The sequence below is a fragment of the Aurantiacibacter sp. KMU-128 genome, assembly GCF_056933515.1.
In genome coordinates this window covers 1,910,760-1,936,046 of sequence record NZ_JBXORT010000001.1, presented here as the reverse complement: position 1 = coordinate 1,936,046, position 25,287 = coordinate 1,910,760, and the positions used below count along the sequence as shown (strand labels likewise).

Below are 25,287 nucleotides of genomic sequence, written 5' to 3'. Positions count from 1 at the left end.
GGCATTTGTCAGGCGCCCCATGGATCATACTCTGCATCCGGCAGCAGGAAGTCATCTGCGCTGTCAGCTACCCCGTATGCATCCATCTCCTCCGGACCAGCATTCGATATGACGGGAATCATCGCGCGCTGGCGAACCCAACCCAGCAGCTGCGTGAACGCATCGACCTGGTCGTCGAAGCGACAGCTTGGAAATGCCAGTAGCTCGGCAAGGAAGTCGCTGAGCCAGTGCGCCTCTTCGGGAAGATATACCTGTCCAGCCTCGACCATACTGGAGATGCCCGCGGCACGTTCGGCCTTCTCGCCTCGAGGCAGCTGTGCAATGGGTGCGGGAACGCCGGGTGGAGCCTTGGCGCGCAGGTTCTGGATCAGTTCCTGTCCGGATGCACGGTCCTCGATCAACAGCACGCTCGCGCGATGACTACGCGCAAGGTTTGTTACCTGGCGCTCAAGATCGGGAAATTCCAGCCTTCCCCGCCAGACATCGATGATCTGTATGTCATTGCGCAGGACACGAGCGGTTATGCATACCGAATACGAGTTGCGCTCGCCGACCTTGATGCCGGTATCCCAGGACTGGACGATCTGGCCGTAGCCACTATCCGCATTGCTAGCATAGGTCCGCAGCCAGCTTGCCCGGAACAGGTTGCCCTCGGCCGGAAATGGCTTCTGCAGGAACTGGGCCGCATAGGCCGCCGACCCCATTTCAGCCTTGAGCTGCTCCAGAACCTCGAGCGGCTCACGCTCCGCGTGGAGCAATTCACCCGCCCGGAACAGCCGGTGCCGTCCCTTGGTCAATTGCACCAACTGGTCTTCTTGCGAGATGGCCGGGAGCGACAGGATATCCCAGCCACCCCTCTCCGTGAGCATTCCGGTGAGGTCAAATTGGTGGAGGCGCTGCATCAGCAGGATAATCGCGCCCCGGCGCTTGTCGTCGAGCCGCGATGAAAACGTCGAACGGTACCATTCGTTGAGGTTTTCGCGCGCCAGTTCCGAGTTTACCTCGCTGGGTTTGATCACGTCATCAAGGATAAGTATGTTGCCCCCGCGACCGGTAAGCGCCCCGCCGACGGATGTGGACAGGCGGCCGCCGCCCCTTGTGGTCTCGAAGTCATGCGCCGCACTGCGGCTTCTTGAAAGCATCGTTTGGGGGAACACCTCGCGATACCAGGGTTCGTCGAGAATGGCCCGGCAGTCGCGGGCGTGCTTTGCAGCCAGCTCCATCGCATAGCTCACTCCGATGAACTTCAGATCGGGACGTCTGCCCATTGCGAAGGCCGGAAAAATGACATTGGCAAGGTTCGACTTGCCGCTTCGCGGGTGCAGGTTGATGATGAGCCGGCGGCACTCGCCATTCAGCACGCGCATGAGCTGATGGACGATAGCATCGTGATGCCAATTCCATTCCATTCCACCGCCCGGCCAGGCCTTACGCGCAAATAGGCCCAGATCGCTTCGTAGTACCTGTCGAAGAAGCAGTCGCGGATTGTCGATGCGGCGGCTCATGCTAAGTCTCCCGCGTCATTGTCGTGATTTGTCGAAGGGGCGCTTGTCTGGGGTTCCTCGTCGTCCGCAAGCGCGGGGCTGCCACTTCCTGAAGCGAGATCTGCAAGGAAAGTGTCGAGGAGGGCCTGGTCGCTGTCCGACAGCTGCTCGCGTTCGCCGCCGCGGTCGCCTGGCCCGAACACGGTCAGGACGAGATCGACCAGCGCTTTGATAGAGCGTACGTCACCGGTCGCGGCGCGGCGCGCCAGCATCTCCAGTGCAAGCAGCTGGGTTGTGCCCTTGAGCGTCTTGCCGCGGCCCTCGATGGTGAGGACCTTGCGTAGGACGCGGTCGAGATCGTTCTTGAGACCGCGTGCGCCTTTCGGACGCCCCCGCGGATTGCCCGACTGACCTTTCTGCCAGCGGCTGTGTTTCGGCGGCTTGCCGTAGCCGACTTCATTGTCGTCCGACATTGCTCAGCCCTCCTTCCCGGATAGCCGTTCGGCGGCGACCTCGTCGAAAGAGCGGCCGTCGCCTGCAAGGATCGGGGTCTCGCCCGAGACTGCCGACAGGCGCCTTAGCAGGGTGTCGACGTAGATCGGATCGATCTCAATGCCTGCGCCAACCCGGCCGGTATGCTCGGCCGCCAGCAGGGTCGTCCCCGACCCGAGACAGGCATCGATGACCAGATCGCCGCGGTGTGAGCAGTCGAGCAGGAAGTCGACGACAAGCGCAGTCGGCTTGACGGTGGCGTGGGCAGCGAGGTCCTCGTCGCGACCCTTTCGAAAGACATTGGCGCCGGGATAGGAGACGACGTTCGTTCGATATCGGCCCTTATCCCCCAGCCCGAAATTGTTTATGTGGCGGGCGCGGCCCGACTTGAACACGAAAACGAGCTCATGCTGGTTACGGTAAAAGGTGCCCATCGCACCCACCTGCTTGTCCCAGACAACGAGCTGCTTGAACTCTGTATAGACCCCGTCTGCTGCATCGAGAATCTCGCGAGCATGCCTCCAGTCCATGCACTGGTAGTGGATCGAGCCGTCCTTTGAGAACCTGACACAGTTCCTGAATATCGCTCGCATGAATGCGATGAACTCGGGCGTACTCATCTCGCCTGACGCGAATGCGAACTCCCGGTGGCGGTTCTGACCCTTCCCCGAGATAAAGCCGTCGACACGTACGTTGTAGGGTAAATCGCAGAACGCAACGCTGGCCAGCCTGCCTTCGAGCAATCGCTCCCAGACCAGCGCGTCCCTTGCGTCACCACAAATGGCGCGGTGCTCGCCTATTACCCAGAGGTCGCCCACCCGGGTGACAGCATCGGTCGCTGGGTCAGGCAACGGGACGTCGTCTGGTGCCGGCTTCTCTACGATCTGGAAGTCCAGATCAGCTGCTGAGAAGCCGGCAGCCTCAAGTGGAAAGTCGATCGCAAAGAGCGCCTCGAGCTCCTCCTGTACGAGCGTGTCATTCCACCTGCCGAGCTCGGCCACGCGATTGTCGGCCAGGATGAAGGCCCGCTTTGCCGCTTCTGTCTTAAAGGAAACGGTGATCGTGGGCACTTCCGCGATTTTCAGGAGCTTTGCTGCAAGCCATCTGCCATGACCAGCCAGGATCATTCTTTCTGTATCGATGAAAATCGGCGAAATCGTCCCGCTTTCGCGGATTGCGCTCGCCAGCGTCCGCACCTGCCGGTCCGGATGCTCTTTGGGGTTGCGCGGATTTGGGGTGAGGGCGGAGGTCGCGAGATACTCGACCTCGAACCGATTTATACTCTTCACTGTCTTGCTCCTCTTTAACAGGGAGCAGTCCAGCTAGAGCAGGGTTTGAAGATTGGCGATCACGAAAAACGCACCGAATTTTGCGCTGCGATGTTCCTGATCCTCCTTCGAGCGGGCGGGTCCAGATGCAGTCTATCGTGCATGACCAGGCTGACCAGCTCTGCCGCTCTGTGCGCTGGCGCGAAATCAGGCAGTGGTACGACAAGAACGCCGAACGGTTCGTAGTTTATAGTCTTCGTGTCCGGTCCTATCAGGGAACGAAACTCGCGGTATAGGAATGTAATCAGCCCATCTCTTTTGCGCGCTCTTAATAGCTTGTGGCACGGTTTGGCCAGATTGAAGCTCGTAAATCGTTCGCGCGAGCGCAGTCTCTTTACGAGAATCGCTCTGAAGAGTGGCGGAATGTCTTCCCGATCGAGCTGCTCAATGCAGGAGGCAATATCATCGAGTGAAGTTTTTTTCGATCTCGGTCTGCCGGCGCGGTTTGTCCGTCCATCGAGTTCACGCGCTAGCAGCTCTTCCATCTCTGTCGCCAAGATCGGAGGGTCGAACCAACCTACGGCCTCGAGCAGCATCTCGTCTGCTGCGGGTTCAGATCGCTGAAGACGGCGCTCGATCATCCGGGCGTCGACGCGAATGTCGAAGCGGCTATCGGCAGCCTCGGGCCGTACGGTGGCAAGGAACGGGTTGTCTGCTTTGGCCAGCGGCATTCCGTGTTCGGCTCCTGTTAGGCTCCTGCATCCAGCGTCAGGGATTTGTGCAGTCAAAATGGCAGTTTTGCGCCAATTCTGCCAGAGAGTTTGAAAGCGTGATCGACGAATATCGAGCACTTTCCGTGTATAATCCCTGTTATGCAGGGAATGCGCGCAGAGAGCGGTTCGCAGCAGACCGACTGCTCCGCCATTTAGCCGAAGCACTGGTCCAAGCGGAATTGCTTCCCCACCTCCCCGCGCTGCTTGGACCGGAAAGAGGGACTTGCCCTTTTTTTCGGAAAGATTGTTGGCAGAGAACTCTCGCGTGACCCGTTTCGCCATCGACCAGAAGCAAGTGTCAGTTAGCATGACAGCGCCGCGATGGTTCTTCGAACCCACCCCCTCATCTGGCGGGAATGCCTGCGCGCTTCCTTTCTGGTCAATGAACAGCTCGATGAAACAGGACCGCATCAACCGGAGAGCGAACCTATGGCTTCTTGCACACATGACGTTATCGGAGCTGCGTTCAGGGCAGTGCTAGAGTGCGCGTTAGTCGCGGGCATGTGCCGGGATGGACATTGCGGCGTGCTGAAGGCACCACGACTATTATGAGCGACACCGATCCCGCTTGCTCTGGCGAGCCCACTCCTGCGCGAGTCATTATTGTCGAGGACGATGCGCGTCTGCGCAATTACGCGCTCGGCGCGCTGGACGGGGTGCCAGACCTGGCAGTGGTGGGCGATGCAGGCGATCTGGCAAGCGGCTTGCCGCTGGTCGAGCTGCTGCCCGATCTGGCGCTGCTTGATCTCGGTCTGCCCGACGGAAGTGGTATTCAGGTGATCGAGGCGATCCGCGCTACGGTGCCGGACTGCCGGGTGCTGGTGTTCACCGTGTTCGAGGACAAGGCGAGCGTGCTCAACACGCTGCGCGCCGGAGCGGACGGATATATTTTGAAAGACACTTCAGCAGAGATGATCCTTGCCTATGTCCGCGCCACGTTGGCGGGTGAAACCCCGATCAGTGCGCGCGCGGCAAGTCACTTGCTCAGCCTTGTCCGCGATGAGCCGGTGTCAGAGGAGGCCGCGCCCGATGCGCCGCATCTGTCCCCGCGCGAACGCGAATTGCTGGAATATCTGGCACGCGGTTTCAGCCGCAAGGAAGCGGCGCGGATCATGAATCTCTCGCCCTATACCGTCGCCGAATATGTGCAGGGCATTTACCGCAAGCTGCAGGTTAAGTCGCGCGGCGAAGCGGTGTTTGAAGCGATCCAGGCGAAGCTGATCCGCATCGACCGGCCCTAGGGCCTTCTCCTTCCCCGACTGCCCCCCCCCTCCTCTGAGGGGATATCGCCCCGCCGCGCCGGGTGGGATTGGGGCAGGGTGAAACAATCCATGAAGGGGAATATGATGTCTGGTGTTGGATCCGTTCTGGGCGGGCGCAAAAATCACAAGCTGGTTCGCAATCTGGGCCTGCTGGTCTCGGCCTCGGTGATGTCGCTGATGATGACAGGCGAGGCGCAGGCGCAGCAATGTGTTACCAATAATGCCCAGCCAGCCACGAACGTCACCGTTGATGGTACGATCGTCAACTGCTCGGGCACAGTTACCTCGCAGGGCGTCGGTGTCTCCGCCAATGAGGTGGAAGTGAATGTGACCGGCGCGGGCACCGTCGTGAACGGCGGATCCAATATCTTCGCAATCGGCAACATGAACATTGTCGAGATTCGTGCAGGCACTGCGTTCGATGCCTCGACGGTCTATCTTCAGGGGCAGTCGGGGTTAGTCGGGATAAACGGCTCGTCGACCGGATCGGGGTTCACCGTGGACGGCGACAGCTCCCACTTTGCTATCGACATATTGGGTACGGTCACTCTGGCACCCGGCAACCTGAGAGTTTTTTCCAGCCCAAGCGGCACGAACAACATCATTCTGGCAGGAACTCTTACCGGCAGTGTTTCGACCGGCAGCTATCTGATCCAGGGCGGTGACGGCCAGCAGCGTGTGTTCGTGCGCAATTTTGTGACGGTACAGTCTGATGGTCTGGCGCTGAACACGCGCGATGGCGATGACGAGATTTTCATTCAGCAAAACGGCAATTTCGTCGGCGGGACGGGCAACAACATCCTGATCGACGGCGGGCTCGGTAATGATCTGCTGGGAATTTTTGCCAGCGGCACCTTCGACTTCAACACAGCGGGTATCGAAACACTGACGATTGCGGCTGGTTCGGCCGGTAACGTCACGCTCAATGGTGCCAATGCCGATGTGACGCAGTTCAATCTGAACACTGGCACGGCGAACATCGGCAATCTGGCCGCGCTTGGGCAGGCCAACAGCAATGTGCTTATCGATTCTGGTGCGCTGCTGAACCTGATCCAGCCGACAAGTGGCACTTTCAATCATGTGCTGAGCGGTGCGGGCACACTCGTGCTCAATTCCGGCGGGGCCGCTTACACCTTCGGCGGTACCGGCAGCACCTTTATTGGCGACTTCATAATCGGATCGGGTAACACAGCGATCATTGGCACGAGCGACGCGCTTGGTCTGGCAAGTTTCATCAACGACGGAACGGTTCAGTTCGGCGGAATCAATCTTGCGAACAATATCACCGGCGCCGGACAGGTGGTTGTTACCGGCAACGGTAACAGCCGCCTAAGCGGGGTGAATACCTTCCTTGGTGGGCTGGATATTCAGGGTGGCATTCTGGATGTTGCCAGCGTCAATTCACTCGGCAGCGGCTTTGTCACATCGAGCACAGCGGGTGGTGTTCTGGCGGTTGGTAACACCGCTGATGAAGTGCTGGCGAATGATCTCACCGGCAATCTGGCCCTGGTCAAGGCCGGAGGAGGCATCCTCGATCTGACCGGCACCAATTCCTACGCTGGAGGTACGCTGATCAACAGCGGAGCGATCCGGGTGGACGATTTCGCGCGGCTGGGCACCGGCCCGGTGCTGTCCAATGCAGGCGGAAGCCTGATCCTCGATTACAATGGCGCAGGACAACTGCTCCAGACCACGCCCTTCATGACCGGCGGCGGCGGCTTCATCAAAGAGGGAACCGGCGATGTCGTGATGAGCCAGACCAGCACCTACACCGGCGGCACGATCATTCGGGAGGGGCGGATCGGGCTGAACAATGGCGACGCGCTGGGCACCGGTGCGATCCAAGTTGAAGGCGGTGCTACGCTCGGCATCGGCGGCATCAACCTTGCAAACGCGATTACCGGCATCGGTAACATAGTCAAAACCGCCAACAATGTCGCTACGCTTTCCGGCGATAACAGCGGCTTTAGCGGCGTGCTCGAAATCCAGAACGGAAGCGTCGTTCTTCAAGATGGACGCTCTGCCGGTTCGGGCACGGTCAGCATCGGCGGCGGCACCTCGCTTGTTGTCGATAGCACGGTTGGCGATACGGTGATTGCGGCCATTCTCTCCGGTGCAGGCGACTTTGAAAAACTGGGTAGCGACCGCCTGACCCTCGCGGCAAGCAACAGCCTCACGGGGACGGTTTTCGTCAGCGGCGGAACGCTCCAGATCGAAGGCGATCAGAACATCGGCACGGCCGATATCGTGCTGGCCGGATCAGGCTCTGTCCTCGACCTGTCGACGGCTTCTCTCAATACTCTTTCGAATAATGTCGTCGGCAACGGCAGTGTGGTGAAGACGGGCACTGGCACGGTATTCATGACCGGAGCCAACACCTACGCGGGCGGCACCGATATACAGCAGGGCGCGATCCGGGTGACGGATACCAGCTTCCTCGGGACCGGCGCGATCACGGTGCAGCAGGGTGCGGCGCTCGATCTGTCGATTGCCGGGCAGCAGACGCTGGCGCAGACGATTTCGGGCGCGGGCATCCTGCGCAAATCGGATACAGGCGATCTGACCTTGCTTAGCAACGGCATCACCGGCGGGGTCGACATTACTGGCGGGCGGGTGCTCGTCGGCTCGGTGGCAGCTTTGGGCAGCGGCCCGGTCACCACGGCGGCGGATACGCAACTGGTCTTCACCAACAGCACCACGGAAGTCAGCAACACGCCGATCAGCGGCGCGGGCGCGGTGACGATGGACGGCTCCGGCTTGCTGGTGATCAACAATGCCAACAGCTACACCGGCGGCACGATCATCAATTCCGGCCGGATCGGCCTCAACGACGGCATGGGTCTTGGCACGGGCGATGTGATCGTGTTGCAGGGCGCCGTTCTGGGGCTTGGCGGGGTCAGCTTTGCCAATAATGTCTCGGGCGCAGGCCAGATTATCAAAACCGCGAACAACACCGCCACCCTGACGGGCACCAACACCCATACCGGTGGCATCGACATCCAACAGGGCGGCATCGTGGTCAACAGCCCCGCGGCTTTGGGCACGGGCGGGGTTGTGCTGAGCGGTGCGAACACCACGCTGACGCTTGACTATAGCGGGGCGAGCAACGCTGCCTTGAACAATGTGGTCAGCGGCGTGGGCGCGCTGATCAAGGACGGGACGGGTACGGTCGTGGTCAACAACGCCAACAGCTATAGTGGCGGGACGACGATCAACGGCGGCCAACTCGGCCTGAACTTCGGCACCGGGCTGGGTACGGGCAATGTGGTAATCGGCACGGGGGCTTCGCTGGCACTTGGTGATGTGGCCTATGCCAACAACACCAGCGGGGCGGGTTCGATCATCAAGACCTCGGCGGGCGTGACTTCGCTGTCGGGCACCAACACCCATACCGGCGGAGTGAACATCCAGGGCGGCATTCTGGATGTGACGGGCAATGCTGCGCTCGGCACGGGTACGGTGACCATCGAGAGCGGCGCGAACCTGCGCTACACCAATGCGGGCGCGGCGACGTTCAGCAACGGGCTGGCCGGCACGGGCACTTTCAACAAGCTGGGCGCTGGCCAGCTGACCTTTGCCAACAATTTCACCGTCGGCGCGCTAAGCCTGCAAGCGGGCCGCACGCGCATCAACACGGTGGCGACCACCAATGTCACCGTGAATGCCGGGGCGACGCTGGACGGCACGGGCCGGATTGTCGGCAATCTGACCAATAGTGGCGGTACGGTTGCTCCGGGCAACAGTATCGGCACGTTGACGGTGCAGGGCAATTACACGCACAACACAGGCTCGGTGCTGGAGATCGAATTTGACGGTGCGGGCAATATCGACCTGCTCGATGTGACCGGCAATGCGACAATCAATGGCGGCACATTGCGCTTTGTCTCTATCGGCGGGGCCGAGGGGCAGGGCGGCACCTTCCTGCAAACGGGGGGCACGCTGACCGGCACCTTCGCCAATGTCGAAACCGTGGGCGCGCAGCTGCCGCTGGCGGTGATTTACCAGCCGACTGCGGGCATCATGGCTCCCTCGGTGCTGACCGCGCGGCCCAGCACGTTTAATGCGCAATCGCTGGCGGGCGCGGATAGCGCACTTTCCTTCATCGATAGCCTTGGCGTGGTCGATCAGCGTCACGGCGACGGCAACCGGTTGTGGGCGAGCGGCTTTGGCGCATGGGGCAATCGCAGCGCGGCAGGCGCAACACTGGCCTATGACCACAATGTCCAAGGGGTGAGCGCCGGGGTCAATCTCGCTGCGGGAGAAGACCTCACCTTCGGTGCGAGCATCGGGATGGCTTCGGGCGAAATCGTACTGGGCGATAATGGCGGCAGCGGGCAGCAGGACAGCGTGCTCGGCAGCTTGACCCTGCGCTATACTGGCGAGGGAGTCACGCTGGGCGGCGGCCTGCTCTATGGCCAGATTGAACAGGATACGGTGCGCAATGTCAGCTTCAACGGCTTTGCCGCAAGCGTGGAAGGCAGCACGTCTTCGGACATCTGGGGTGGCTTTGCCGAACTCGGCGTCCCGCTGCTCGAAACCGGCAATTGGTCGCTCGCCGCCAATGCGCGCGGTTCCTACGTCACGCAAACGCAGGACGGCTTCACCGAAACCGGCACCAGCCCGCTACGCCTGACTGTGGAAGAGCTGACGACGTCTGCCTTGGAGAGCGAGGCCACGCTGTCTGCCCGGGTCAACCTGTTCGACGGCAATCGGGGCGCCGAAGAATCGCCCGAACGGCTCGACTTGGGGTTCGATCTGGGCGGGCGCTATCTCGGCCTGCTGGGCGACCGCGAGATCCCGGTCAGCTTCGCCGCCAGCAATGCCGCCATCGTGCTGCAAGGCGACACACGCGACGAAGTGCAGGCCGTGGGCGGGGTGTCTCTCAACTACACTACACGCAACAACATCACCGTGGATCTTGGTTACCGCGCTGAAATCGGCAACCGCGACAATCACATGGTGCAGGCAACCATCGGGTTCGCCTTCTGAAGATGATCGGTCCGGGCAGCCTTTCGTCCCCCGCAAAAGGCTGCATCGGGTCGCGGGCAGGCAGGTCTGGAGGATGGCGCTACAGCGGCGTCCCACTCCGGGCCTGCCTTGCTTTGCTGTCAGCGGGAATGCCGGTGCCTGCCACCGCGCAGGAAGCGATCGAATTGGACTCCGAGCCAATTGCGGAGCTTTCTCCCTATGCGCAGGCGGTGTTCCATGGGGAGCAGGCGTTCGAAGTCGCCATCATCGGCGACTGGCAATTGGCATGCGACAATACCGCGCGCTGCACGCTTCTAGGCCACGCCGGGATGGCCGACCCCAATCAGGTCGTCGCGAATACCACGCGAAGCCTGGCAATGCGGATCGAGATCGGGCCGGACGGGCAGGCAGACCGGCTTGAGCTGATCCCCGATTTGCAAGTGATCCGCGAAGGCGGCGAGGAAATCGACTGGGCGGGGCCGTTCCCGCTTGCGATTGATATCCTGCGCGGCTGGCCGGTGGCGGTGCCATTCAACCGCAGCGAGTTGGGCCCCACGGAACGCGACGCGGTGATAACGCATTTGCTCAGCGGCGCACCACTCACCGGCAATGACCGGGCAACAGGGGCCTTGCGACTCCGCTTACCTTACGTCGGGTTTGCCGAGGCAATGGCGGAGATTGCGCAGCGGCAGAGCGATATTGCGCAATGGCGGCGCATGGTGCAGCCCGATGATAGCCCGGTGACGCTAGAACGAGGCGTGGCGGCCATCGTTTCCGGCCATCCTCCTGTGGTGGGAGAGCAGATGGACTGGTGCGGCAGCGGGATTGACGCGGCCGACTTGCAGGCTTTTGTGATGGCGGGGGGAACGCAGGTTTGGCAGCACGCCTGCCCGGTTGATGACGGGCGCAATCGTTGGTCGCGCTGGTTCCTTTTCCAGCCCGGTGGCGAAGCAGAGCCGATCCGCTTTGAGCGTCCGCCCGGTTTTGCTGCCGAGGATGCGGGGTTTGCGCTTGCCAACGCCACTTTCCACGCCGATTTCGGCGTGCTCCACGCGCAAAGCAACGCCTGGCCCGACCACGAGGATTGCGGCACGCGAGTGATCTGGGGATGGACCGGAACCGGGTTCGTCGCCATCGAGCGGCGGGTGAGCTTGGCCTGCCAAGGCATTATGGCGAGTGACTGGCTTGTGACATGGCGGCGGGAGGTGATGAAGTGACACGCTGGCGCATCCTTGCCGCCGCTTTCGCCTGTTCGTTCGCTTGCCTCGCCCTGCCGCTGCGCGCGCAAGTGGTGGAGCATAGTGGCGACTGGGTGCTCGTCTGCACGGAAGAGGCCGACTGCACCATTATTGGTGCGCCGGACCCCGGGCTTTTACCCGGCTATCCTCGCGTGGAAATGCGCTTCCGTCGCGGGGCGGAGGCGAGCGCGGTTTTGCGCGCCAGCACCTTCCTCGCAGACGCACAGGGCGAAGCGCATCCCGATGCGCATACGCTCGATCTCCTGTCGCTGAGCGTCGGGCCGATGACCGCGCCGGTGCATCCGTTGCGGGTCGATAGCACCGTCACTAGCCCACCCAATTTCGACTATTTCTCCGAGGCGGAATCCGTCGCCATGGCAGAGGCGATTGCCGACCGCGCGCCCGCTTATGTGCGTTCGGGGTTCGGTGCATTCGCGGCGATGCCGGTGGGTGATCTGCGCGCCTTGCTCCGCACGATGGACCGTGTGCAAGCCGCCGCGCGGGAAGCGCGCTCAGGTGAGGAGCCAGATGCCTTCACCAGCGCCGCACCCGCTTACGAGCTGTTCCCGCGCGACGAGGTTGAATTGCCTCCGCTACCCGCTCGGCTCACCCGTCCTTGCCGTCGCGCGCCCGAGATGGAGGCGCATGGATACGCACTCGATCACACCACGGTGCCGACTTTGCTGGTGCTGGTGCAGTGCGGCGGGCGTGATCGGGCCTATCTGTGGTATCCATCCGGCGGGGGCGAGCCTGAGCGGCTGCAACTGGAGCGCGAACGCCAGCGCGGCGCGCGGCAGACGCAGGCCAGCTTTGACACCGATGGCGGCATTCTGACGCTGCTTGACCATCCCGAAGGCCGCACCGATTGCGGCGTGCGCACCCGCTGGGGCTGGGTGGATGGCGAGGGGTTCGTTTTGTTGAGTTCTGCCAGAATGCCGATCTGCCGCGCGATACGCCCCGAAACCTGGCCGGAGACGTTCACATTGCAAGGCTGGATAGTGCGATGAGCGCGCTTGCCGCGCTGGTGCTGCTCACAGCGCCTGCTGCCGCCAGTGATCCGGTCAGTGTGTTCGAGGATTGGAGCGTTACTTGCGACAATCTCGCCACCTGCACCGCGATCAGCGCCGATCTGCTGGATGATGCACCGCCCGTTCTGCGGATTGATCGCACCGGTGACTGGACTGACCCGCCCGCGATCCACCTGCGCCTGCGACAGGATGTCGCTGGCCCGCTGACCTTGCGGCTCGCCATGTTCGATCCCGCCAGTGATCCGGAGCGGCGGCGGCGGACGCTGTTCCGTTTTCACCGCTCAGCACCGGGCGAATTCGTGCTGGCGACGGGCGATGCCGAAGCGTTTTTTCACGCCGCGCGGGCAGCCCGTTCGGCCAGCATAAGCGGCGCTACGGGAACAGAGCTGGGCAATGTGCCGTTACGCGGACTGGACGCCGCGATGGATCATGTCGACCGTATCCAGACCCGCAACGGCACGGTGACCGGCGTCTATTCGCGCGGGGATATTCTGGTGCCGCTCGCCGCGATTATGCCGCCGCCTGCGCCGGTGGTGCATCCCGTGGCGGGTCGCGGCGAGGCGGTGGGCAGCGAGGAAGCGGACTCCCTTCAGCAGTTGGTCTGCGGCAGCGCCGTCGCGCGGCGGGACGATGATGCGGCGGTATTCATCATGGCGGATGGTACGCGCATTGCTGCGATTGATTGCGGGCTATCGGGGATCAATCCGGGGCGCGCATGGCTGTTAATGGGAGAGGATGGCAGCATCACCCCCGCCGCCTTTCCGCTCCCATATATGCGCCGTGAGGATAGCGGGACAAGCTATCAGGAAAACAGCCGCTTCGATCCGCAAACGGGCATTCTTGAAGCCATCGTGTTCCAGCGTGAGGAGCGCGATTGCGGCACCTGGCACCGGTGGCAATGGACGACTGGCGGCTTCCGTCTGCTCGAAACGCGGGTTATGCGCGCCTGCGCCGGATTGCCACCCGCAGACTGGCCGCGCGTCTGGATTGCAGAGCGCCTTGATTGACCCCCACAAACGAAGGGGGTGCGTGGCAGGTGGGGAGCGCAGTATCATCCGGCCACTTGCTTTCGGGGGAACACTGATATGAACGCTGTCGCCCGGCCGTGGATCGGCCTCTGTTTCAAGATGCTCGCGGTTCTGGCGCTGATCTTTGCCTTCATATTCTTCATGCGGATGCAGGAAGAACAATCGCTGGTGGACCGCTATCGTACCGAAGGGACGGTCAGCCACGCGGTCATCACCGGCAAGGACACCGATACGATTGTCTATGAAGGCCGTCGCGGACGTAGCAGAACCGAGCAATGGCGGATGCTATGGGTGCGTTTCGATCCTGAATCGACTGTCCGCTATACCGACTTTGCCGCCGCCGGATTTGCGGGGGATTTGCCTTCGCCGCCCGAGGAAACAGGCGATGCGCTGATCGATAGCGACAGTGCCGAGATCATATCGGTTCCGGCCGATGTGTACGAGGCGCGGCGGATCGGAGAGCAGTTGGTTGTGGTTGACACGATCTACAGCGGTGACGGGCCGCTGTTTATCGACGACATCCGCTATTTCGAACCGTCTAGCTACTATCCCGGCATTGTAATTTCGCTTCTCATGACGTTGATCTTCGGAGTGATCGGCTGGCGCATAAGCCGCGCTTCGGCGCTGCGCGGAGCGATCACAGCGGGGCCGCTGCCCACGAGTGCGCCATGAGCCAGACTTACCAGCTTCCCCGCCGCAATCCCGGCAAGCCCGGCGAATTGCTGCTGTGCATCGGAATTGTGTGTATGCTGGTGGCCCCGTTCCTGCTGCTGTTGCAGGGGGAAGCCGATACGCAGAACGCTTTTTTGCGCGATACCGGCGTGGTTTCCGCTGCAACCGTGGTCGGCCATTCGGAGCGGAGCGAAACCTCTAGCGGGCGGCGGGGGCGCATTCGGACTTCAACAGTAAGTGTGCTGGAAGTCGAACATGATTTCAACGCCGCCACGCCTTATGCGCAATGGGCAGCTGACGGAACGCTGGCTCCGACCGCCTATCCTGCGATCACCACCTCGCAAATCGATGTGTCGGCTAGCGACCTTGCCGCCATGCCGGTGGGGACGGAGACGTTTGTAGTCCGCTTACCCGATGACTACACAAGTTTGCAATTGGCTGAACAGGTGCGGTACGAAGGCTCTGCCTCCTATCGCTTTTTGTGGTGGATGGGGGTGGCGGGCCTTTTTATCTTAGGCGCGGCGATGACGCTGCTTGGCTGGCGCAAGCGGCGGGCGCAGGGTTAGGCTGATGGCGGTGCGCCTGATCGGATTGGCCGCACTTTGTTTGGCTTTCAGCGGCGTGATGGCGAGCCCGCTGCGCGCCCAATCGACCGACTTGGCCGTGCGCGAATTTTCCGACTGGTCGGTCGCCTGCGACAATGCCCGACAATGCGTTGCCGTCAGCGTCAGCCGCGCCTTTGTCACGCGGGCCGAGCGCGCCGAACCGGGCGATCTTGCCAGTCCCAAGCTGTGGCTGCGGCGGGATGCGGCCCCCGATGCGCCCTTGCGGATCATTCTCGACACCAGGATTTGGGGAGAGGCGCCCAGCGATGGCACGGAGCGGCTGGATATCCGCATCGTGTGCGATGCGGCCTGCATCACCCGTTCCTTCCCGTTGGTGCAGCTGGAGCCGGGGCTATACGAATTGCCCGCTGACTTCACCGCATCCTTTCTGATCGAAAACCGCTATGGCCACCGTGCCATCACCACGCTTCCCGGCGGGGAGGAGCACGGGATTGTCACCACTGCCGGTCTCGCCGCCTCTTTGCGCTGGATCGACGATGCGCAACACCGCGCGGGAACGGTGACGGCGATGCTGGTCTATGGCGAAGCGCCCGCGCGCACTGTCCCGCCTCCGCCGCAACGCCCGCTGGCGCAGGTCATGCGCGCCGTGGGACGGGAAGAATTCGTGCTAGCGGACATTCCCCGCCTTGCAGAATGGCAGGAGTGGCTTTGCGAGCCTGGTGCAAATGATGCTGTGCTTCCGGTCGAGCGATTTGCTTTGGCAGACGGGCACGCCTTGTGGTCGATCGGCTGCGGTGCTGGGCCATATGTCGAGCCGAGCCTGTGGCTGGTGGAAACGCCTGCGGGCGAATTGTCGCTGCACGCCTTGCCGCGTCCCGATATCGGCAGGCAGGCTGATCCGCCAATCTTGCGCAACAGCAGCTTCGATATGCAATCGGGGATGCTGGTGACCTATTCGGGCGGAATGTGCGGCTGGCAGCGGCGCTGGGCGTGGACAGGGCAGGCCTTTGCAATGATCGACAGCATCGAAATGCCCGCATGCCATGATATCCTGCCCAACAATTGGTTGCAGACCTATCGCGCGGTGCCGGAATAATGCGGGTGCGGGGCTATCGCCTTGTTGTGGGATAGGCTGGTAAACGCGTCGGGTGTTAGACTCGCGTTACGGAGGGCAGGTTTGGGGAGCAACACGCTTCGCGCCGGATTGGTGCTGATCGCTGTCATTGCGGGCTTTCTGCTTGCATTGGCGGCGGGCGAGCGTTCCGTGCGCCCCGAAGGCCTTGCTGCTCGGCCATGGGTGGAATTCCAGCCTTTGGACGAACAGGGCGAGCCCGTCGCAGGCGCGGAAACTGTCCGAATCCCCTACAATGACAGCCCGAATTACAGCCGCGCCATCGAAGATGCTTCGCCGCGCGGCGCTTTCCTGATCCCGTTCGCGCCGGAAGACAGCGGCGAGGACAGCGCCTTTTTCCTCGGTGCAACTCCGGGCCTGCAGGAAATCCGGCTGAACGGACAGGTGATCCAGCCCAATTTGCCCAGTGACACACTGCGCGGTGCGACCGATGGCAAGGCGCTGTATTACATGATCCCGCCCCGGCTCCTGCAAAAGGACGGCAACGAAATTGCGGTGCTGGTGGAAACCCAAAGCGCGGTCGTCAGCCTTGCAGTGTTCCATATCGGCGACGCGAGTGAGGCCGCGCGCGCGGTCGCGGCGGGGGAGCTGATCAACCGCTATCTGCCGATCATGGCGATTTCGGTGCTGCTATTTGCCACGCTGCTCTGCCTTGTCACCAACTGGCCACAGGAAGATCGGCCCCGCGTGCGCACGCTGATGGCGCTGATGGTAATCTGGGCCTTGCGAACATGGTTCATTTCCTTTCCCACCCCGTTAGAAGTGCCGTTCCTGATCACCAGTTTCCTCTATTATTTGCTCGCCGGCTCGCTCATCATTGCCTTTGCCCGGCACTTGCTGGCAGGTGAGGCGATCTCGCGCGACTGGACGCGCTGGCTGGGATGGCTCTGGCTGGCAGTGGTGACGTATCTAGTTGTTATTACGACAGCAGGATTTCTCGTCGGCTCTGCCATCCGTTATTGGTTCCAAGGGCTCGCCGTGGCGTTTTCGCTCATGCTGTTGGTGCTGGCGCTCGGCGGACTGAGCGCGCTGGCTTGGGGCATTGTTGCGCGTCGCGATGGGCGCTGGCTGGAAAGGCTGGTGCTGATGGCCTGCCTGCTAGCGCTGTCAATCGATGCGGCGGATTCGAGCTTTGAGCTGGTGCTGCCCTTTGGGGTCGGACTTCCGTTGACCTTTTACGCCGCCAATCCGGTCGGGCTGCTGCTCGGCCTTGGCATGGTCGCGTCGATTGCGCGCGAAGCGAGCGCGGCGCGACGCACTGTAGTGGAAGCAAACGCGATCCTGGCCGCGCGGCTGGCGCAGCAGGACGCCGAGCTGGCACGAAGCTATGATGCGCAAAAACAAATGCTCCAGCGGCAGGGTATGCTGGAAGAGCGCCAGCGGATCGTGCGCGATATGCATGACGGGATTGGCGGACAATTGCTCGGCCTGATGATGCAGGTGCGCCAGGGCGGCGTGCAACAGCAACAGATCGAGGAAGGGCTGCAGGCCAGCATGGCCGATTTGCGGCTGATTGTGGATTCGATGGATTCGGCCGAGGACGGGCTGGCCGAAATGCTCTGCTCCTTCGAACATCGCGCGCGCACGCAGGTGGAGGCTGCAGGCCTTACCTTTACCGTCGTACACGCTCTGCCCGAAGGACAGCCCGGCCCCGGTCCGCGACGCACCTTGCAAATCCTGCGAATTCTGCAGGAGGGTGTCACCAATGCGATCCGTCACTCGGGTGGCAGTGAAATCAGTCTGACCAGCGGTGTGGAGGACGATGGCGGCATCCGGATCGCGATCCGCGATAATGGCCGGGGAATCCCCGCCGATAGCACAAGGGGCCACGGCATCATCAGTATGCGCAGCCGCGCGGCTACGCTTGGCGGTACGCTAGAGATCGCAGGGAGCGACGCTGGTACTACGCTTGCGCTGAAACTTCCCGCTCCCGAAACTGCGTAGGAGGTCAGCTTCGCCAGTCGGAGCAAAGTTGCAGTTGGCTTCAAGGCGGCACCATGATTATGGTTTTTCTCGGGATGATCGCTGCCATAAAGATGGTTTTTCGGGAGCCGCGATTGGCCCGAGTTGCTGAGGCCAGACAGGGAAGGAGCGATTGTGACCATTTCGTCTATCGCCCGACTTGTTCACCGACTGCCTTGGCCCGGACTAATCAAGCTGATTGGCGCAACCCTATGCGTTCAAGCTCTCTTCTGGCTGGTCTTCAACCCCGTCTTCATTCAGCCACCAGTTGCCCCGGTTGAATTCATCGAGGTTACCCGACTGAGTGTCGCAGAGCCGGCATCGCCCGATGTTGAGGGGCTGGCAAGTGCTGACTTCCGCACGATCGAGCCGCAGTCAGACGTCATGTTCCCAGCTGGTTACAGCGTTGTGCGGGCGGAGATTGAGCTGACGCAGATCCCGCCAGCGGGCCTGGCCATGCTGGACCAGAATGGTGGTGACAACAGCCAAATCTATGTCAACGGGCAACTGCTGCATGGTGAAGGCCGAATGCTTCTCCCCAATATAACATATGATGCTTTAACCAAGGAGATCATCCGGATACCCGCCGCGATGCTGGTAACCGGCACCAACCGGATCGATACGCTGCGGGTATTCGACATCCCCCGGCTGGGAGGCAATCGGGCATCGCTTTTCGGTGAATATGTTGAGGTCGCAAGTGCCTTTGGCTGGAAGGGATTTCTGCTTGGTCCGGCACGGACGATCTCTCTGACTGTGGGCTGTGTGCTTGCGCTTTTTGTCTTCGTCGCGCTGCTGCGCGCGCAGCATAAGGCATTGCTGGTTTGGTTGCTGTTGTTGACGGTTAGCTGGGCCTTGCACACCCATTTCCATTTATGGGCCGATATACCGCTGCACGGCTATGTGCGGGGGCTCTACTATGCAGTCATCACGCTGTTCCTGTCGGCGTGTTGGCCGATCCTGATCGACATATGGTCGAACCGGCCGCTCCGCTTCTTTGTGCCCGCCATGCTGACGATGTTCGCTGCGGCGGTGGCGGTGATCTTATCGTGGCTGCTGATGCAACCCAACGCCTCCGCATGGGACCGTGCAACCGATCTCATCGACCAGACAGGCTTGGTGTTCATGGGGATAATGCTGGCGCGGATGGCGTGGCATTTTTTCACTGTCGATGAAACGCGTTACTGGGAGGCAGCAATCCTGATTTCCTTGGGGCTGACGGTTGCGATTTTCCTTGCAAACATAATGTTGTGGGGCCTGAATACGCCTTACCTGACAATGACCCAGCCGCTGTTGCTGCTGGCTTTCTCGATTGCCTTTTTTGCCCGCAATTTCCGCCTTTTTCAGTCTACCGCGCAGATCAACGCGCTGCTTCAATCAGAGCTCGATGACCGCACCGCCGAGTTGGAAAAGGCGCACATCCGCGAAAAGGAACTCGTCCGGCTGGAAGCCCACGGTGCCGAACGCCAGCGCATCATGCGCGATATGCATGACGGCCTGGGCAGCAATCTGATGTCGATGCTCATGATGGCCAAGCGCGGCAAGGCGCGGCAGGAAGATTACGTCGAAGGCATCCAGAGCGTGATCGACGAGATGCGGCTGATGATAGATTCGATGGATTCGGTTGGCGAGTCGCTCGGCTCCGCACTCTCCATCTTCCGCAAGCGCGCAATGCCGCGGGTGGAAAAGGCCGGGTTCGCCTTTGTCTGGGAACTGGCCGAAGATTGCCCACTGCCCGATTACGGGCCGCGCGATCTTTTGCAGATTTTCCGCATTATGCAGGAAGCGGTCACCAATGCGCTGAAACACTCGGGTGGGGACCGGATCGCTGTTACGATCGCCCCCGGAACGCAGGCCGCCCATGCGCTGCGTATTACCATTGCCGATAATGGCAGCGGATTGACCCGCACCGACGGGCGCGGGCGGGGTCTCACCAATATGCTGGCGCGGGCGCGCAGCATTGGAGGGATGTTAGAGGTCGTCCGTGCGGATAGCGGGACGATGGTCGTTCTCGATCTGCCGGAGCGCAACCCCGCGCTTCCCGCAAATCATACGCCGGGTGCCGAATAACATGACCCGCCAACCATATTCACGGCTAGGGGCTAGTTGCAATGTGTGGCTCATGCCCGCTTCTGACCATTCACAGGACAGGGCCTGCAAGTGACCAATGATCTCCGCCAGACACGGCGCATTGCCGTAGTTGAAGACGATCCCAACCTGCTCGATCATTTTATCGAAGTGATCAGCGGGGCGGTCGATCTCGATCTGGCAGGTGTCGCCAGCTCGGTGGCGGCGGCGCATGATCTGATCCGGTTGAAGCCCGATCTGTTTCTGCTCGATATCGGCCTGCCCGATGGCAGCGGGCTCGATCTGGTTGCGCCGATCCATGCGGCGACCGCTGCACGTATCCTGATCATTACCAGCTTTGGCGACCGCGAGACCGTAGTTTCAGCGATCAAAACGGGAGCCGATGGCTATCTGCTCAAGGACAGCGACCCGGCCGAATTGCTCGACGGCATCCGCGCGACGCTCGATGGCGGCGCCCCGATCAGTGCGGCGGCGGCGGTCTATCTGCTGGAACGGCTGCGCAAGGAGCCTCCGTTGGTGGAACAGGCAGTTGCCGAAGAGGACGGACTGTCGACACGCGAAGTCGAACTGCTCAACCTGTTCGCGCGCGGGCTGAGCTACAAGGAGGCGGCGGTGCAAATGGGTATCTCACCGCTCACGGTCGGCAATTATGTGAAGACCATCTATTCCAAGCTGGCTGTGCATTCGCGGAGCGAAGCCGTGTATGAAGCGCTCAAGACGGGCCAGCTTAAAATCTGAACAATTTCAGATTTTTGCACCGAACCATATTCATGGCATCATAAGCGCCGACGCCCGTTCTACCCCAGCTCCCATTGTGAAAGTTTTCAAATGGGGAGCGGCACCATGCGTACGGCCATTATCAGAAACTCATTGCTTCGTTCGACGGCGATTGCCGGAGCAGCTGGTGTATTAGCCACTTTGTCAGCCAGCCCAGCGCACGCCGCAATCTTCAATAGCCTGACCAATATTCAAGCGACATCCGTGGGCACTACGTGCCGGATCTCATGGGATTTGAATGTGACCGGGCAGACCGGTGACGGCAGTGGATCGTTCGATTTCTACAGTCTGCAGATCACCGATCAGTCTGGTATGCAAACGCCTGGAACCACTGGATTTACCGAGGTGCAAACCGTAGGCGTAACTTCAACTGTTTCACAATTCATCGATGTAACAATTCCCCTCGGTACCCAGCGTTTCGACAAGTTTATCAGGGTCGAGGATTTCGGCGGGTCGGGGACTGCTGTCACTCAAGTCATAATCCCCGATAGCATCCTCCAAATGGCCGGTGGCTCCTGCCTAAATCTCCGCGCAAATAATGAGCCAGTTGTGGATGCAGGAGCGGACCAGTCGACGACAGAACTGAGTCCAGTTTCATTAGCTGGGTCGGTTTTCGACCTTGAAGGAGATCCGACCTCGGTGCTTTGGACCCAGATCGGGGGTCAAAGTGTAACCCTGAGTGGCGCAAACAGCCTTACGCCTTCCTTCAACGCCCCAAGCAAGACCAACGCGGTCCAACTCTTGACCTTCAACCTCTCGGCCAATGACGGGTTCGATACTAGCAACGACACAATCAATGTCAGCATCGCTGCCAACATCGGCCCCACGGCCAATGCGGGGCCTAACCAGAACGTGCAGGCTAACAGCACCGTCACGCTCGACGGGTCGGCTTCGACCGATGGCGATGGTGATCCGATCAGTTACCAATGGACGCAGACCGGCGGTACTGCTGTCACCCTTTCCAACCCTGCCAGTGCGACACCCACCTTCACCGCCCCGCCAGTTGCTGCCGCCGCGCAGGCACTCACTTTCGATCTGGTAGTGAATGACGGGATCTCGGCATCGGTTGCCGACAGCGTCACGATCAATATTCCTGCCAACACCGCTCCGGTGGCCAATGCCGGGCCGGACCAGAACGCCGGCCAGGGGTCGACCGTGGTGTTCGACGGAACCGGGTCGAGCGATGTCGATGGCCAGCCACTGACCTATCAATGGACGCAGACTGCGGGGCCTGCCGTTACGCTCAACGGTGCCAATACGGCTGCGCCCAGCTTCGTCGTTCCCGCGATCCCGGTTCCTACCGCGATTGTGTTCGAGCTTGTGGTGAGCGACGGGATCACTTCTTCAACGCCCGATGTGCTGGTGATCGCTGCCTACCCCAACGCTCCGCCCACCGTTGATGCGGGCAACAATGCCACTGCCGCGCCCGGGTCGAGTGTCACGCTGTCGGGCAGCGCAAACGACCTCGAAAACGATCCGCTTACCTATCAGTGGACGCAAACCGGCGGCCCTGCGGTGACGCTGAACGGGGCAACAACGCTCACCCCCAGTTTTACCGCGCCGGCCAAGACCGCCGCACCGCAAGTTCTGACTTTCCGGCTGGTGGCTAATGACGGCACTTCCAACTCCGCGCCTGATACAGTCGAGATCACGGTCCCGGGCAATGTCGGCCCCACCGCCAATGCAGGGCCCGCTGCCAGCGCCGGGGGTGGCACCTCCGTCACCCTCGATGGCAGCGGCTCGAGCGATGGCGATGGCGACGCGCTGAGCTATCAATGGACGCAAACCGGGGGCCCTTCGGTAACGCTGAGCGGTGCCAACACCGCCAACCCCACCTTCACCGCGCCGGCAGCCACCACTTCGGTGCAATCGCTGATATTCCAGCTGATCGTGAGCGATGGCTTTGCCAGCTCGGCTGCCGACACGGTGGAGATTACAATTCCCGACAACGCCGCACCCACGGTTGACGCCGGCCCGGATGCGACCGTGGCAGGCAACACAAATGTGACTTTAGCGGGCACGGCCAATGATCTCGAAGGTGACCCGCTAACATATCAGTGGACCCAGACTGTCGGCCCGGCGGTCACGCTTAGCGGGGCGACAACGCTAACCCCAAGTTTCGTCGCCCCGACCAAGACCGCGAGTGCCCAGCTGCTCACTTTCAGCCTCACCGCCAATGACGGCACCTCCACTTCCACCGCCGATACGGTCGATATCACCGTTGCGGCCAACGCCGTACCGGTGGCGAGCGCGGGCAATGACGTGACTTTCCCCGGGGGATCGCAGGTCTCCCTCGAAGGGTTCGGCACCGATCCCGACGGTGACGCGCTCTCGCTTTTGTGGACACAGGTTTCCGGCCCGGCGGTAACGCTGAACGATGCGACCACGCAGAACCCGAATTTCATTGCTCCGGCCAAGACCAACGCGGCGCAGGTGCTGACATTCAGCCTGACGGTTGATGACGGTATCGCAAGCTCCGCAGCGGACACCGTTGATGTCACCATCCCTGCCAATATCGGCCCGCAAGCCGATGCCGGTGCCGACGCCACTGTTAGCGGCGGTGTGCCGGTCACACTGGATGGCACGGCATCAACCGATGGTGACGGCGATCCGCTTTCCTATGCCTGGGTGCAAACCGCCGGACCGAGCGTCACATTAGACGACGCGACCGCCGCCGCGCCGGTCTTCACCGCTCCGGCAGCGTTGCCGACGGCGCAAACGCTCAGCTTCGATCTGGTTGTCAGCGACGGGCTGAGCAGTTCGGTGGCAGACAGCGTCACTATCACGGTGGCGGCCAATTCGCCGCCGGTTGCCAATGCCGGGATCGACCAAGGGCCGATCAATAGCGGCAGCACGGTGACGCTGGATGGCAGTGCGTCGAACGATCCGGACGGTGATCCACTAACCTACCAGTGGACACAGGTGAGCGGCCCGGCGGTAACGCTGTCCGATCCCTCCAGCGCCGCGCCCAGCTTTACCGCGCCAGATGTGCAGGGGCTGCAGGATATTGTCTTCAGCCTGGTGGTGAGCGACGGGCAAGCGACGTCGAGCGCTGACACCGTGACCATCGGCATACGCGGGGTCGGCACGGTAACGATCATCCAGCGGGTGATTGGTTCGGACAGCAGCTTTGCCTACACTTCCAGCATTGCGGCGCTCAACGGGACAATCGCCACAAGCAATGGCAGCGGGCAGCTGTCGGCCACAGGCGTCGCGGCGGGATCGCACACGGTCAGCCTTGCCGATCTTTCGGCGGCAGGCCTCGCCCTGACCGATATCAGCTGCAATGATACCGATTCAGTGGTCAATCTTGGCAATCGCAGCGTGGCGATTGCGCTCGCTCCCAATGAAGACCTGGTTTGCACATTCACCAGCGCCAATTCGCGCGAGGCGGCGGTGACCGCAATCACCAACTTCCTGACCGGACGCAATGCGCTGATTCTGTCGCTGCAACCCGATCTCCAGCGCCGCCTCGACCGCCTGAACCCGACAGCGGGCACAGGGGGAAGTGCGACGGCGTTCGGTGTGCCGGTGCCCGGATCGGGCCAGTTGCCGTTCGCGATGACGCTTGGGGCAGGGCAGGCGAGCGTATCGACCAGCCTTGCGATGGCGGCAGCGGCGACAGGAGATCCCGATCGTGGCAGGCAGGCCTTCGATCTTTGGAGCGAGGCCTATTTTGCCAATACCCGGCTGGGGTCGCAGGAGGGCAATTTCCGCATCCTCCATGTCGGGGCGGATTACCGGGTCGGCAGCGATCTCTTGCTGGGCGTGCTCGCGCAGTTCGACGACTTTACCGACAAGGGTGCACTGTTGGCCGGAGAGGCGGAGGGCCATGGCTGGATGGTCGGCCCTTATGTGATGGCGCGGCTTGATGATGGCCTGTTTGCCGAAGTGCGCGGAGCGTGGGGCAGTTCGGACAATCTCGTCTCGCCGCTGGGCACCTATACGGACAGCTTCGACACCAATCGTGCCTTCTATTCGGGCTCGCTGATCGGGCAGTTCAATCTCGGCGATGCGACCCAGTTCCGGCCTGAAATGACCATCCGCTATCTCAGCGAACAGTCGGGCGAATATGTCGACAGCCTCGACATCATAATTCCCGGGCAGACCGTATCCCAGGGCGATGTCAGCTTCCGGCCGCGGATCCAGCATCTGGTCGGTCTGGACAATGGCTGGTCGATCAGACCGTTCGCCGAAGTCGAAGGCATTTACACGTTCGGCACGGAGCTGAACGCAGTGCTCGACAACGGCGTTCGCGCGCGGGTTGAGGGCGGGATCGATGGGTTCGGTTCGGGTAGCTTCCGCTCGAGCCTGTCGGCATTCCATGACGGCATCGGCTCGGACAATTTCCGTGCCACCGGCTTCCATATCGCGGTTTCATTCGGGTTCTAGCGCGGCCAGTCCTCCCAAGCTTAACAGCGTAACCATACCCGCCGCTCAGCCGCATTGGCTGGGCGGCGGGTTACACTTTCCAAGATGGTAATGGCGAAGAGGTTATTCGTGCAAAAGAGACCAGGGGCAGCCAATTGCTGCGGGTATGGGGCAGGGGCGA

At 61.5% G+C, this 25,287-nt stretch carries 16 protein-coding genes; 12 read left to right on the top strand and 4 right to left on the bottom strand.

Annotated features, from left to right (window positions below):
• Positions 1-8: 8 nt before the first annotated feature.
• The 4 genes from terL to ACS0VV_RS09460 are packed head-to-tail and all read right to left on the bottom strand — an operon-like array spanning position 9 to position 4,428.
• Positions 9-1,505, bottom strand: a complete 1,497-nt coding sequence (terL, locus tag ACS0VV_RS09475) for a phage terminase large subunit (RefSeq protein WP_483532469.1) — start codon at positions 1,503-1,505, stop codon at positions 9-11.
• On the bottom strand, positions 1,502-1,957 hold the full coding sequence (locus ACS0VV_RS09470; protein ID WP_483532468.1) for a DUF5681 domain-containing protein: 456 nt from the start codon (positions 1,955-1,957) through the stop codon (positions 1,502-1,504). Before ACS0VV_RS09470 ends, terL begins: the two co-directional genes overlap by 4 nt.
• A gap of 3 nt (positions 1,958-1,960) precedes the next feature.
• Positions 1,961-3,265 carry a site-specific DNA-methyltransferase gene (locus ACS0VV_RS09465; protein ID WP_483532467.1) on the bottom strand — a complete coding sequence of 435 codons (1,305 nt, stop codon included), beginning with the start codon at positions 3,263-3,265 and terminating at the stop codon, positions 1,961-1,963.
• A 59-nt stretch (positions 3,266-3,324) separates the two neighbouring features.
• Positions 3,325-4,428, bottom strand: a complete 1,104-nt coding sequence (locus ACS0VV_RS09460; RefSeq protein ID WP_483532466.1) for a hypothetical protein — start codon at positions 4,426-4,428, stop codon at positions 3,325-3,327.
• A 137-nt stretch (positions 4,429-4,565) separates the two neighbouring features.
• Here ACS0VV_RS09460 and ACS0VV_RS09455 point away from each other — a divergent pair, with 137 nt between their 5' ends.
• The 12 genes from ACS0VV_RS09455 (at position 4,566) to ACS0VV_RS09400 (ending at position 25,127) form a co-directional block, all read left to right on the top strand.
• Positions 4,566-5,258, top strand: a complete 693-nt coding sequence (locus ACS0VV_RS09455) for a response regulator (protein WP_483532465.1) — start codon at positions 4,566-4,568, stop codon at positions 5,256-5,258.
• Positions 5,259-5,363: 105 nt separating this feature from the next.
• Positions 5,364-10,268, top strand: coding sequence for a beta strand repeat-containing protein (locus ACS0VV_RS09450; protein WP_483532464.1), 4,905 nt, complete (start codon positions 5,364-5,366; stop codon positions 10,266-10,268).
• A 128-nt stretch (positions 10,269-10,396) separates the two neighbouring features.
• The gene (locus ACS0VV_RS09445) at positions 10,397-11,464 is read left to right on the top strand and encodes a DUF1176 domain-containing protein (protein ID WP_483532463.1); all 1,068 of its coding nucleotides are present in this window, start codon (positions 10,397-10,399) and stop codon (positions 11,462-11,464) included.
• On the top strand, positions 11,461-12,492 hold the full coding sequence (locus tag ACS0VV_RS09440; protein WP_483532462.1) for a DUF1176 domain-containing protein: 1,032 nt from the start codon (positions 11,461-11,463) through the stop codon (positions 12,490-12,492). The genes ACS0VV_RS09445 and ACS0VV_RS09440 overlap by 4 nt, the downstream gene beginning before the upstream one ends.
• The gene (locus ACS0VV_RS09435; protein ID WP_483532461.1) at positions 12,489-13,520 is read left to right on the top strand and encodes a DUF1176 domain-containing protein; all 1,032 of its coding nucleotides are present in this window, start codon (positions 12,489-12,491) and stop codon (positions 13,518-13,520) included. Before ACS0VV_RS09440 ends, ACS0VV_RS09435 begins: the two co-directional genes overlap by 4 nt.
• A gap of 78 nt (positions 13,521-13,598) precedes the next feature.
• The gene (locus ACS0VV_RS09430) at positions 13,599-14,213 is read left to right on the top strand and encodes a hypothetical protein (RefSeq protein ID WP_483532460.1); all 615 of its coding nucleotides are present in this window, start codon (positions 13,599-13,601) and stop codon (positions 14,211-14,213) included.
• Positions 14,210-14,779 (top strand): hypothetical protein, encoded by a 570-nt coding sequence (locus tag ACS0VV_RS09425; RefSeq protein ID WP_483532459.1) that lies wholly within the window; start codon positions 14,210-14,212, stop codon positions 14,777-14,779. Before ACS0VV_RS09430 ends, ACS0VV_RS09425 begins: the two co-directional genes overlap by 4 nt.
• A gap of 4 nt (positions 14,780-14,783) precedes the next feature.
• Complete coding sequence (locus ACS0VV_RS09420; RefSeq protein WP_483532458.1) at positions 14,784-15,875, top strand: DUF1176 domain-containing protein; 1,092 nt, start codon at positions 14,784-14,786, stop codon at positions 15,873-15,875.
• An 81-nt stretch (positions 15,876-15,956) separates the two neighbouring features.
• Positions 15,957-17,855: an ATP-binding protein gene (locus ACS0VV_RS09415; RefSeq protein ID WP_483532457.1), complete on the top strand. Its 1,899-nt coding sequence runs from the start codon at positions 15,957-15,959 to the stop codon at positions 17,853-17,855.
• A 153-nt stretch (positions 17,856-18,008) separates the two neighbouring features.
• On the top strand, positions 18,009-19,940 hold the full coding sequence (locus ACS0VV_RS09410) for a sensor histidine kinase (RefSeq protein WP_483532456.1): 1,932 nt from the start codon (positions 18,009-18,011) through the stop codon (positions 19,938-19,940).
• 90 nt (positions 19,941-20,030) lie between these two features.
• Positions 20,031-20,696, top strand: a complete 666-nt coding sequence (locus tag ACS0VV_RS09405) for a response regulator (RefSeq protein ID WP_483532455.1) — start codon at positions 20,031-20,033, stop codon at positions 20,694-20,696.
• Between the two features lie 90 nt (positions 20,697-20,786).
• Positions 20,787-25,127: a PKD domain-containing protein gene (locus ACS0VV_RS09400; protein WP_483532454.1), complete on the top strand. Its 4,341-nt coding sequence runs from the start codon at positions 20,787-20,789 to the stop codon at positions 25,125-25,127.
• The last annotated feature ends 160 nt before the right edge of the window (positions 25,128-25,287 follow it).